The following is a 12,313-nucleotide window of genomic DNA, read 5'->3' as shown; positions in this document are numbered from 1 at the left end:
CTGGCCTCACCCCACCTTCTGGAGGTGCTGCTCGCGGAACTCCGTGGGGGACATTCCCGTGAACTTCTTGAAGTTGGAGTTCAGCGCGGACTTGGAGCTGAAGCCACAGTCGAAGCCCAGCGCCAGGATCTTGTCCGCGGAGAGCCCGGGCTCAAGCAACCGTCGCTTGAGCTCCTCCACCCGCGACGAGTTCACCAGATCATAGAAGGTCTTCTGGAAGCGCTCATTGAGCACCTGGGATACGTGGTGCGGCGGAACCTCGAGAAGCCCCGCCAGCCTCGCCAGTTGGAAGTCGGCGGTGAGGTAGGGCTTCTCCCGCTCGAACAGCTCCCGGATCCGCGCTTCAATCTCCGCGGCTTGCTCTTCCTTGAGCCGCGTCTTCTGGTACTTCGCGCCCGATGAAGGGGCGACGGCAACAGCCTGGGCCACGGGCACAGGCTCCGTGAAGAGTTCGGGCTGCGCCACATTCAGATACGCGATGGCGAAGATGATCACCGTCAGCCCGGTGTGAACGAACCGGAGCACCGGCACCGGGCTGAGCCGTCCCGCGATCGAGCCCAGCCACAGCACCACGAGCGAGACCAGCAGGAGCTGGAGCCAGCGCAGGTTGATGCGCTCGAGACTCGAGTACTCCCCACGGATCCGGCTCCGGAACCGGCGCAGCACGGCCAGGCAGAGGATCAGGTAGGCGAGCCCCTGCAGCTCGACTCCCCATTGCCACGCCCACTGGTCCCACCGGAGCTGTCCTCCGAACTCCTGCCGCAGCAGGGCCAGCTTTTCCTCGCCGCTCAGCAGGAACCGGGGAACGTCGTACAGCGTGTAGGCCGCGAAGGGCACGAAGTGCGGCCAAGCCCTCCGGCCCGGGATGCGCTCGCCCGTGAGCGCCCGCGTGTAGAGAAAGAACAGCGGACCGTAGAGTGCTGGCACCGTGTCGATGGCGCCCAGCCAACCCGGCGCTCGCCAGAAGGCTCCTGAACGCAGGTACAGCATGTACCCGCAGGACAGGGAGATGAGCAGCACGGCGATGGCCAGGAAGCGGTTTGCCTGCGCGTGCTGCGGCCGGGTCCACAACAACCCGACGACGAAGAGCCCCTGGGCCGCGCACACAATGTAGACAACATCGAAGAAGCTCTTCAGCTCCATGGCGCGCGGATAGCACGGCCCTCCTGTCGCTTCCACGTGTCCTGCCTTGGAAGGTCGCACCGGCAAGTGCTTGGAATTCGAGTCCTTTCTCGTGAGGCGGGGCGCAGCCGCCCGAGGCTCCCGGCACATTGGCTCGTACCCATTCACAGGAGAGACACACATGAGGAGCCGATGGATGCATTTGTCGCTGGCGGGCTGGCTGGTCTTCGCGAGCGGGCTCTCTGCCTGCAAGGACGACTCAGAGCCGAAGGACCCGGAGATCAACGGCTGCGCGGACCTGCAGCAGCTCCAGCGCCAGCACCGGCTCGAGGCCCACAAGCGGTACCAGGGCTCGAACGGATTCACATTCGAGGCCTACCAGCTCACCCAAGGAGGGGACGAGGAAGTGGCCCGATGCTTCGCATTGGAGCAGCAGCTGTCCCAGCTCCAGCAAACCGGCATCCCCGGTGTCACCGTGTATTGGAGGAGCCCTCGGCTCGCGTTCTCCAAGTCTCAGGGCCTGGCGGACAAGGGCGCGGGCGTGCCGCTGCGTCCTGACACGCTGATCCGGACGGGGAGCGTCGCCAAGAGCTACGTGGGGGCGCTTGCCACCGTGCTCGCGCTGGAGGGCAAGGTCGACCTGGACAACACCGATGGACACCACGCGCTCGCGGACTACCTGCCGGAGACGCAAGGGAAGATCCAATACGCGGACCGCATCACCGTGAGGCAGTTGCTCACGCACACCAGCGGAGTGCCCGATTATTTCGCGGAACCCTGGGTGAGGTTCTTCCTGGACCACTACCACCGCGGGCTCCCTGTCTCCGAGGACGACGCGCTCGCCCTCGTGTACGGCCAGCCCGCGGACTTCGAACCGGGGACCTCGGCCGCGTACTCGAACACGGGCTATGTGCTGACCGCGCGCATCCTGAGCCGCCTCCTCGGCCACGACTACTCCCAGGAACTGCGGGCGCGGTTCTACGAGCCGCTCGGGCTGGTGGACACCTATATCGAGAAGAAGGACAGCCTGGACGTGAACCGGCTCTCGCACGGCTATCGCGACGCCTCGCCTCTGGGGGAGACGTTCGAGGACTGGTTCGCGGTGGATCAAGGCTATGGGTTCGCCAATGGCGGTGTCGTGAGCCGGGTGGAAGAGATGGGGACCTTCTTCCGCGCGCTCGTCGGTGAGGAGCACCCGCTCCCCGGTGTCGACATGGCTGCGTTCCGCGCGCTCTATCTGCCGCCCGGGCCGGATGGCTACGGGCTGGGCATCATGAGCATGGGAGGCTGTTCCGGACATCAAGGCACCTTCACCGGATACGTCTCGTTCGCGGCTCACTGCCCAGCCTCGGATCTCACCGCTGTGGTCTTCGGCAACTCGACTGAACCCGACCACGAGACAGCTGTGGGACAATGGGGGCAAGCCCTGCTCAGCGAAGACTTCTGAGCTGCGCGGCGTTCTGATTGGAGCCCCAGGCCCAGGTGGTGCCATCCGGCTGGCCAGCGCCAGCACTGTCATCGGAACCTGTCCGGCTGCCGGATTCATGGTAGACGCGCGCTTGTGAGGATGTCCGAGACCTACAAGAGGCTGGGGTGGGGCGTGCTCGTGGGGCTCTTGTGGGTGGGCCTCCTGGCGCGTGTCTTCACCCACTTCGATCCTGGCAGCGATGTGGTGACGGGCTGGAACTCGGATGCCTCCATCACGGTGCTCCAGTCCAATGATCCGGTCTTCGATGCCTACCGCCTCTACTATTACGGGCAGGATCGCATCGGGGCGTGGCCCTGGCTGCTCGCGCAGGGCTTGCGGGCGCTGACCGGCTTCGATTGGACGCCGTACCGGATGTTCGTCTGGCAGGCCCTCTGGGCCTGTGTCGCCTGCCTGGTGCTGCCGAGGTTGCACCGGCAGGTGGGGTGGGTGCTGTCGGCCAGCTACGCGGCGCTCATCCTGGTCTCGCCCCTGTTCGAGGTGCAGCTGTTCGCGCTCAGCCAGCCCTTCGGCTGGCAGCTCACGGCCCTGTTCCTGGCGTGGTGGGCCCAGACGCGGCTCATCGAAGCGCTCGCCGCTCCGGACATGCGCCGGGCCGTGTGGGGCTGGGGAGGCGCGGCCCTCGTCTTCGCGTCGATGGCGTGCTGGACGTCGCCCACCTCGGGGCCGCTGCTGTTCGTGGGTTTCCTGGTGCAGGGCTGCCTCGTTGCGGCGCTGAGTCCCCCGGGGGCCGCGCGTTGGCGCTGGCTGGTGGCCGTGGTTCCGGCGGGCGCGGGAATGGGCTTCGAGGCCTGGATGCGCCACCTCTTCCACCGCTTCTCCAAGCAGGAGTTTGGTTCCGCCTACCGGACGAGCGTGGGCGTGGACACGGGCTACCTGCTGGCGAACATGCGTGGGGTGTGGGACTCGTTCTCAGCGGAACCGCTCGCCCCCGTTGTCCTCTTCGGCATGGCCGTGGGGCTCGTGTCCGTGAGCTTCTTGCTGTGGCACCTGGTGCGCCGCACGCTGGCGGCCCGGGCGGAGCTGGCGGGGCTGGCGGCCCTCACGGCGGCCTTCTTCGGGGCTGCGCTCGGCAACGCGTGCATCACCGTGCTCGTGCGCCACGTGCGCTTCAACGGCTATTCCATCCGCTACCTCATGCCTACCATGGCGCTGGGCGTGCTGGCCGCGGCCTCAGGGGCCTTCTTCCTGCTGGGGCTGGTGCCTGCCCTGCGCCCTCGGCTGAAGCTCCTGGGGGCCGTGGCCTCCGGGGTTCTCGTGGCGTGGGGGCACCTGGCCTTGGTTCCCCGCATCCACGCCCCGGCCCTGGAACGAGCCCAGGTGGCGGCGGATGCGCTCGTGGCCCGCACGGGCGGCACGGTGCTGATCGGCTCCTACTGGGATGTCTACCAGGTGGCGGCGCTGGACCCTGAGCACCGGTTGTGGGCCCTCACGTTCGATGGCGACTACCAGCGAACCCCTTTCTGGAGGCCCAAGGTCCGGGAGGCTCGGGAGGTGCTGGCCATCTTCGCCGAGGGGACCCGGGGTGGTACCGCCGAGCGGCCCAATCCGTGGCTGCTGCACTCGGGTGTGCCCTTCCGGCTCGTCGAGCCCGGCTGGGCGGTGTATCCGCCCTTCCACATTGCGCGCTACGAGAGCCTGCGGGAGCAGGCCCTGCCCATCCGGCTCGAATCCGCGCGGCCCTTTGTGCCTTGCGAGCCCGGGGCCTCGCTCACCGTGCACTTCGAGCAACCCGTGGAACGGGGCCTGCTCCTGGTGAGCACCGGCACGCCGGCCACGGGCATTGAGATAGAGGCCCCTGGGGCCGAGGTGCGGCACGAGGAATTGCCCAGCCTCTGGGTGATTCACCTGGCTGCCGGGGCGCAGCCGTTGCGGGAAGTGCGGCTGCATCAGCGTTCCCCGCAGCGGTCCGAGCACTGCTGGTTCTTCGGGATGGCGCTGCTGCCCGGCGATTAGCGGCAGGCGGAACGCTCACCGCCTGCCGTCTCGCATGCGGGTGGAGCGCTTGAAGGAGGGGGCGCCAAGGGCTTGAACAAGGCCGGCCACCACCGGACCGGGCAGAAATAGTAGACGGAGCTCGAGTCTTCAGGATCCGCGACATAGTAATCCCTGGGCAACGTCTCAACGATGGTTCCGTCGGGGCCCACGCTCATGGAACCACACGTGCTCTGCCAAGAGTTGTGGGGAGGCGGGGCCGGGAAGCGCGTCTTGCCGCAGGAGGTGCCCGAGGCCGAGAGGATCTCCGCCTCGTGCTGGCAGGCGATAGGAGTCCCCCACCGGAGATAGCCCTTGCCGCCGGGAAGCCGGATCAGCGGTCGCTCCGCATCGCCAGAAAGCCAGGCGGGGGCGGGGCTGGAATGGGTCTCCAGGGGCGCGAAGGCCGTCCACGTCTTCGTGGCGCCGTTCTTGATGCCCAGGAACAACCCCTGCCCCGCCTGCGGAACGAGTTCATAGGCGTACACGGGTGCCTGGACTTGTGCGAGAAAAGGAGTGCCAGGCTGGCCTGCGGCGTCCACCCAGAGGGCCTGCACCCACTCCGTCCCGTCGCCATTCTCGTCAGAGGGGCCGTGGGTCACCAGCAGGGTATGGCCCTGGGCGTCCACTCCCATGGCCTGCACAGGCCCACTCAAGTTCGGGGAGATGCTCCAAAGCGTCTCACCCGTCGGGCCGTAGGCCTTGAGCATCCCATCCGTGAAGAGGGCGCGCAGTCCCCCTCTGGGGTCTGCTGTCACTTTCACAGGGTCATGCGGCTCGGGGGGGTAATGGGTGAATTGCCAGGTCCGGCTGTCCAGGTATGACAGATGGTATTGGTTGTTCAGGCTGAAACTCAGAAAGCCGCCGGCCTGGCCATACGGTTCGAAGGTGTCCGTATAGAAGCCCGTGCTCGAGTGGTTTCCCCCCGAGTCAAAGCCGTCGAATTCCCACATGTAATAGGAGTAGTGGATTGTGGAGATGACGACGGTGCCCGCACCGTCCGAGGTTGACGGGCCGCAATTCAAGTACTTCGAGCCGTATTTCTGCGTCGACCCGTATTCCGAGGGGGCCTCTGGCAAGACAGGCGGGAGCTCGCCGCAGTCGGAGGTGTCAGTCGTAGGCAGAGGCCTTGCATCGGCGTGCCTGAGCAACGCGCTCGAGCCTCCGGTCTCGCCGCTCTCGGGAGCAGGGATTCCACAACCCGCTCCGAGCCAGCTGATGAGCAGTGCCCTCTGAATGAACCACCGTCCTCTACCTGCCGCCATGTCCCCACTCCCATCCAGTCGACAACCAAGACCGGGAGTCCAGATGGAGACGCGCCAGGTGAAACGCAAGGGGGGATGCCATCCTGGTGGCGGAACGTCGAGTCAGAGCGGCGGGAGGAATGGGAGTAGTGGATGAAGATCCGCTACCAGTTGCCGCACAGCAGGACTCGGGTCGCGCGCGAGTCCAGGCGCATGCTTCTCGCGATTCTCTCCCAGCAGCAGATAGGCCCATCCCCGGATGAGCGCTGACTCATCCCTGAGGGCGGACTCCACCATCGGGGCGCGTTCCTGGAGGCGCCCGATGGCAGGGACCAGGCCCTGCGCCGCTGCTACTCGAGTCGATGTGTCCTCTCGCTCATCCAGGAAGAGGCTGAGGAGCAGGGGCTCTGCCGGAGAGCTGTGCTCGCCAACAAGACGGCCGAGGAGGTGGACAGCCCTCTGGCGATTCCAGGGATGCCCGTCGCGCTCGTGAAGGCGGTGCTGGACAAGCAGGAGCACCTCGGGCGTCTCCGGTCCCACCGCTTCAAGGAACGCATCGGTCGTCGGATCATTCGGATGAGTCCGAGCATGGTCCAGAAATCTGGCACGCAAGCGAGGGGCCTCACGCAGCAGGCGGCCAAGAGGTTCTGGAGGAAGGGCGCCCAGCGTCGAGAGGGCTCCACTTTGCTCCACGAAGCGCGCCAGGAAGACGCTCTCCAGTTCCTCGAGCCCAGGCAGGATGCGGCGCCGCCAATCCACCGGCACGCCTTCCAGTGTGGTGATCAGCCACGTGTGCTGGTTCCGGTCCAGGGCATCGCGAACCACGGTGAGCCCTTGCTGGGCCAGCGTCTCGCTCCAGGCGATTCGCTCCGCTCGGTGAAGCATCAGCAGTGTGGCAAGTGCAGCCTGTCTCTCCGTGAAGTCCCCTGCGGCAAGGCGTTCCTGCAGAAAGGCAAGGACTTGGGGAACTGAGGCTCCCACCTGACCCAGGATGCGGAAGAGGCGCTTGCGATCGCCCGCCTCTGGAACCGTGAGCATCTCGAGCAATCGAGGTGCTGCATCGGAGGCTGCCTCTCCCAGCTCACCGAGGAAGCCCAGGGCGCCCTCACGGTGATGGCGGTGCTTCTGCTGCTCGAACAAGAGTGGGAGGATTTCAGGGACCAGCCCGAGAGGCCCTGCCAGCAGCGCGAGGAGATCCTGGCTGTGCCCAGTGGCCACTTGCCCAGCAGCTATCCCCACTGCGTCCAGTTGCTCCTCCGAGGCGTGTGCCAGCGTCCGCAAGACGCTCTCCATCACCTGCGCGCCGGCACGGCCTCGAAGACGTTCGATACCGCCCGTGGCGGCTCGAAGGATGGCGAGTCCAAAGCTCCCATCTTCGCGCCTGCCAGAGCGAAACAGGGGCCGGACCTCCCCCCAGAGCCATGTCCACGGGACGTGACGCTGTGACGAGAGGGACTGGAGGAGTTCCTGGCGCACCAGCTCGGTCTGCGCGTGAATCGCTGCACGGAGCGGTTCCACAAGCAGGTGGGCCGCTGGCTGGAAGTGCCGCCAGCCTCGCAGCACCTCAGCCAGTTCGAGCTCCTGGCTCACGTGAGGCTCTGCCCGGGACAGGTAGTGATTCGCGACGAGCTGGAGGCTCCGCTTCCACTCTGGCGGCAGACGGCTCTCTCTGGGGTCGCCCAGTGAGACCACGTAGTCAAGCTCCCCGAGCCGCCGACTCACCTCGAAGCCGAGCACTTCGCGAACGAAGACCGCCCGGTGCGCGTCGGACAGAGCGCGCTCAATCTCGGGCAGAGAGGCCTCAGTGACGGAGGCGATGAGTTCCGCCGAGAGCACTGCAGGCCCAGAGTCTTCCCCTTCGAAGATGAGCGAGCGCCAATCTTCCCGCGCGCGGAGGACATGAGGGAAGAAGCGGTTGTGTTCAAGGGTGCCACCGCATTCATGGCACCGTCGCCCTGCAGTACGTGCACAGTCAGGACAGACGTTGCGGCCACACCCTGCACACCCGTACCAATCCCCCACAGAGAGGTCCGGCATGCTCCTGCCGGGCTGAAAGGTGAGGATGATCCTGCAGGAGGGACAGCTATAGACCGTCAAGGTGGAGATGAACCTACCATCTTTGAAGAGGACGAAACTCCATGTGCCAGGAGGTGATGGAGGAGTCGGGCACGGGCGCTCGATCCTTTGCTGGACGGGATTGATGAGGGCTGAGCATCCTTGCTGCCCTCCATGCGCTTGCACTTCTTGATTCTGGGGATCCTGGCCCTTGTTCCTCTGCCCACTTGGGCGGACATGCTCGACCGCGGCTTCACCGAGCAGGTCTTTGTCGACGAGGGCCTGACGGAACTCAGCGCCATGGCCTGGGCTCCGGATGGCTCGAACCGGCTCTTCGTGGTTCGCAAGGCGGGCGAGATCCGTGTCGTGAAGGATGGCGTCGTGTTGCCCATACCCTGGGCGACGGTGAGTCCGCTGGAGACCAGTGTCGAGTCCGGGTTGGTGGGCTTCGCATTCGATCCGGCCTTTGCCACCAACCATTATGTCTATGTATTCGCCACCATCTCCCAAGACGAGCAGCAGATCCTCCGCTACACGGATGTCGATGGGGTGGGCACCGACAAGACGGTGATCCTCGCGGGTTTGCCCACGCGCGGGGTCAACCACAACGGTGGAGGCATGGCCTTCGGGCCTGATGGGATGCTCTATTTCGGCGTGGGCGACGAGGGGATCCACGAGGGCATCGGTGACGATCTGGCATCTCTCGCCTCGAAGATCGGCCGGACCCGCACGGATGGCACGGCCCCCGAGGACAACCCCTTCTTCGACGGGCCGGGCCCCAACAACGACTACATCTGGGCCCGCGGCTTCCGGAATCCCTTTGGTCTCACCTTTCAGCCCGCCACGGGACGGCTCTGGGTCGACGTCGCTGGCAACAGCTACGAGCAGATCTTCTCCGTGGGGCGGGGGGACCATGCTGGCTGGGCCACCTACGAGGGGAACCAGCCCGCGGGCTTCCTGGCACCTGTCATCCAGTACAAGACGAACTGGATCGAGCTCGGCGAGTTCTCGAGCACCGTGGAAGTCGAGCGTCGGAATGGTGTCGCGACCTTCACCTTCCCGTCTCCCCACTTCTTCAGGCCGGGCGAGGCACTGCACATCTCGTCCGTGGGGGACGTGTCGTTCCACGGTGACTTCCATGTCGCTTCGGTTCCCACTCCCGAGTCCTTCACGGTCGTCCAGCCCGGCCCGGATCTCCGGAGCAACCATGGCTCATTCGCTCCCCAGTTTCTGGGAGGCTCCGTCACGGGGGGCGCCTTCTACGAGGGGTCCTCCTTTCCACCGGAGTACCAGGGGGACTACTTCTTCGGAGATTTCAACTCGGGGCTGCTCATCCATGCATCGACGGGAGCGGATGGCTCGGTGACTCGGGTGGAACCCTGGTCCCGCGGACTGGGGGGAGTCGTGGACGTGACGGTCGGTCCGGATGGGGCGCTCTATTATGCGGACTTCTATACCGGGCGCATCTACCGGGCGACCTACACGGGCCGGAAGATCCGTCTCCTGGCGTCGCGCACGCACCTGCAGGTGGAGGAGGGGAGAACCACCTCCTTCACCGTCCGGCTGGAGGAAGCTCCGCTGGCTCCCATCTCGCTCTTCATCGCGCTCTACGACACCCCGGATACGGAGCTCTCCGTACTCGAGGGAGACGAGGTGATGTTCACCCCGGACAACTACGCCACGCCTCAGACCGTGATTCTCGAGGCGGGGCAGGATGAGGACTCGCTCCATGACAGCCTGTTCTTCTCCGTGGGCGGCGTTGGCCTGGAACCGCAGGAGATGGACATCCAGGTCAGCGATGACGATCTGCCGGGGCTCGTGGTGTCGAACACAGTGCTGAGTCTCCAGGAGAGTCAGAAGATCAACCTCGAGGTGTCCCTGGACCGTCCACCTCCAGCCGAGGTGGTCGTCCAGGTGGCGGTGGCCGAGGGCAAGGGGGTGGAGATTTTCCAGGGCGCAGTGCTCAAGTTCACCCCGGCCGACTTCGCTACGCCGAGGCCCCTCGTCCTCTACGCAGGGGAGGATCAGGACACCTGGGACGACCAGGCACGGGTGCAACTCTTCGGCGCGGGCGTGCGTGCGGCCTCGATCACGGCCTCCGTGGAGGATAATGACCCCATGGCGCCTGTGTTCACCTCTCTGCCGGAGATGAGGGCTGTCGCCGGGGTACCCTACCGCTATGACGCGGACACCCAGGCGCTGCCCGTGGCCAGCTATGCCCTGGAGGACGGGCCGGAGGGAATGACGGTCAATGCTGATACGGGAGTGGTGAGCTGGACTCCCGTCACGCCTGGCCAGTACGAGATCTCACTGAGGGCCTCGAACGCGGTGAGCACGGACTCGCTTCAGGGTTTCACCCTCACCGTGCTGCCGGGGGCTGCGGATGGAGGGGCCAGTGATGGTGGAAGCGGCACTCCGGATGGGGGCACCTTGCAGGATGGAGGCAGTGAGATGCCGGGAATGGACGGAGGAGTGAATCCTCCCAGGGAACCCGACTCCTCCTGCGGGTGTACTCAGGGGACTGCGGCCAGCGATCTCCTGATGGTCGGAGTGCTCGCGAGTTTGGTGCTAGCGAGGTCTCTCAGGGCAGGGAATTCACTGCGGAATTCACGGGAGAGGAAACGAAGCGCACACGCGTAGACCCATGGTGACATCACGATTCTTGGATGTCACTTCCTGGCGACTGGCGATGAGCGCGTTGGCCAGGCTGTAGTACCAACCACCTCCTCGGAGGACGACGACACCGTCTTCTGGCAGTGCGGGCTGGGTCGGCTCGTAGGCGTTGCCAGCCATGTCATAGAGGCCAAAGGGGCTCACCGACGCTTGATGGGTCCCTACCTCGTCAGGGCCGTAGGCAGTGGGTTGACCACCCTAGTAGCGAATGGACTGTGGGTGAAGGCACAGAGGGGGATGGAACGATGCCACCTTCCCTCCGGCATGACAGGGGCGCGCGTCCCCGGATGGACACCCGGGGCTCACGGCCTCAAGGCCCGCTGTTGTAGTGGGACTCGTTGAAGAGGCGGATGCTTGGGCTGTACGCCTGCGCCTCCTCGGCGGAGTTGCACACCGTCGCGCACGGCTTGTTCAACGTGTCGTCCCACCGCTGGCCCGGTGGGCACTGCACCCCCGGGGCGCCAGGCACGATCCAGCCGGGAGCCACCAGGGGACACTCCGCCGGCAGCGGCTTGAGCTGCTCCCAGCGAGTCTTGCTCAGGCAGACCGCTCCGAAGTCCTGCCAGCCCGCCTCGAAGAACGCCTTGGGCGTGTCTGGCCCGTGCTGGCGGATGGCCGTGGGCAGCGTGTCCCACGGGTGGATGGGCGTGCCGTCCAGGGTGAAGGACTCGCCGTTGCCGCAGTAGTCCGCCCGAGCCATGCGCGTGCATGCCGCATGGAGCTGCCCCATGTCCGGTTCATTCTCACCCTGCTTCTCCCGCCAGGATTTGTACCCCCAGCGGTAGCACTTGGCGATGACGGCCGAGTCACAGCCGAAGGTGAAGCGGCCCGCCTCCTCGTGGCGCACCCCGTTGCTGGCATCGAAGACGCCGCTCATCGGGACAGCCCACTGCCAGTTGGGGTTGCTCTCGTGGGAAGCGCACACCTCCACCGAGCCGCTCGTGAGTGGCCTCACCAGGTGGTAGAGGAAGGTCTCGCCCGTGGCGTCCCAGAGCTCTCCGAACGGGCCATGCAACTGCGAGGCGTTGATCACGTCGTCGATGAGGACCACCGTGCTCACGCCTCCCATCACCACCGAGAGGGTGGCGCTCCGCAGCTCCGTGCCGCGCACCTCCCTCGAGCCGGGGAACTTGCCGCTGTCGGGCACCAGCTTCACGCTCCAGCTCCCGCTCGACACGTAGGGACCCGCGAGCACGTTGTAGATGCCGCTGACGGGGCAGGTGAACTGGACGCTCGAGCAGAAGCTGCCACAGGCGTCATTGCCGGAGACGAGTCGCGTGGTGCTGGAGTGTTCGCAAGGCAGGGTTCCCTCGCAGACGCGCACCGCCGTGTCACCCGTGCACGCGCCCAAGCCACAAGCACCGCCCCCCAACGTCACGCTGGTGCCCGGCGTGCACGTCCCCACGCCCATGGAGGTGAACCCGCACGAGCGCGCGATCCCCGTCGTGCTTGACGTGCACGCTTGCATGCTCGGGGTGGTGCGGCTGATCGTGAGGGGAACCGAGCCGACGAGTTCGCCCTGCTCCAGGTGCAGGTTCTGGATGGCGACCCCGTTGAGCATGGCCCCGGTGAAGGACGCGCTCGTCAGGTTCGAGCCATGAAGTTGAGTGCCCTGCATGGGCCACCCCGGATCGCCCTCCTCGGCGGCCTCGGAGGTACGCAGGACGAGGCCCTCTTCTTCTCCAAGGGCTTCCGTGCCGCCACAGGCGGCCAGGACACAGACACACAATGAGCTGAGGAGCAGGCGTTGAAGCGTCAT

Annotated in this window: 8 protein-coding genes; 3 read left to right on the top strand and 5 right to left on the bottom strand. The window is 65.9% G+C overall.

Annotated elements, in window-relative coordinates:
• Positions 1-6 precede the first annotated feature (6 nt).
• On the bottom strand, positions 7-1,179 hold the full coding sequence (locus KY501_RS45320; protein WP_224370975.1) for a helix-turn-helix domain-containing protein: 1,173 nt from the start codon (positions 1,177-1,179) through the stop codon (positions 7-9).
• Positions 1,180-1,318: 139 nt separating this feature from the next.
• Here KY501_RS45320 and KY501_RS45315 point away from each other — a divergent pair, with 139 nt between their 5' ends.
• Together KY501_RS45315 and KY501_RS45310 are read left to right on the top strand one after the other, a co-directional pair.
• Positions 1,319-2,569: a serine hydrolase domain-containing protein gene (locus KY501_RS45315; protein ID WP_224370973.1), complete on the top strand. Its 1,251-nt coding sequence runs from the start codon at positions 1,319-1,321 to the stop codon at positions 2,567-2,569.
• A 120-nt stretch (positions 2,570-2,689) separates the two neighbouring features.
• A complete protein-coding gene (locus tag KY501_RS45310; protein WP_224370971.1) occupies positions 2,690-4,564 on the top strand; it encodes a hypothetical protein in 1,875 nt (624 codons plus the stop codon).
• On the opposite strand, the gene KY501_RS45305 is transcribed toward KY501_RS45310, so the two are convergent.
• The gene (locus KY501_RS45305) at positions 4,561-5,661 is read right to left on the bottom strand and encodes a hypothetical protein (protein ID WP_224370969.1); all 1,101 of its coding nucleotides are present in this window, start codon (positions 5,659-5,661) and stop codon (positions 4,561-4,563) included. The genes KY501_RS45310 and KY501_RS45305 overlap by 4 nt on opposite strands.
• A 288-nt stretch (positions 5,662-5,949) precedes the next feature.
• Entirely contained in the window at positions 5,950-7,662 is a 1,713-nt protein-coding gene (locus tag KY501_RS45300; RefSeq protein ID WP_224370967.1) for a hypothetical protein, read from the bottom strand.
• Positions 7,663-8,118: 456 nt separating this feature from the next.
• Here KY501_RS45300 and KY501_RS45295 point away from each other — a divergent pair, with 456 nt between their 5' ends.
• Positions 8,119-10,521, top strand: coding sequence for a PQQ-dependent sugar dehydrogenase (locus KY501_RS45295; RefSeq protein WP_224370965.1), 2,403 nt, complete (start codon positions 8,119-8,121; stop codon positions 10,519-10,521).
• On the opposite strand, the gene KY501_RS54470 is transcribed toward KY501_RS45295, so the two are convergent.
• Together KY501_RS54470 and KY501_RS45285 are read right to left on the bottom strand one after the other, a co-directional pair.
• The gene (locus KY501_RS54470) at positions 10,489-10,674 is read right to left on the bottom strand and encodes a hypothetical protein (RefSeq protein ID WP_373691723.1); all 186 of its coding nucleotides are present in this window, start codon (positions 10,672-10,674) and stop codon (positions 10,489-10,491) included. The two genes, KY501_RS45295 and KY501_RS54470, sit on opposite strands and share 33 nt — an antisense overlap.
• A gap of 190 nt (positions 10,675-10,864) precedes the next feature.
• A complete protein-coding gene (locus KY501_RS45285) occupies positions 10,865-12,313 on the bottom strand; it encodes an ADYC domain-containing protein (RefSeq protein ID WP_224370962.1) in 1,449 nt (482 codons plus the stop codon).

This window comes from Hyalangium versicolor (assembly GCF_020103695.1).
Taxonomy (GTDB): Bacteria; Myxococcota; Myxococcia; order Myxococcales; family Myxococcaceae; genus Hyalangium; species Hyalangium versicolor.
This window is presented reverse-complemented; position numbering and strand designations above follow the sequence as displayed.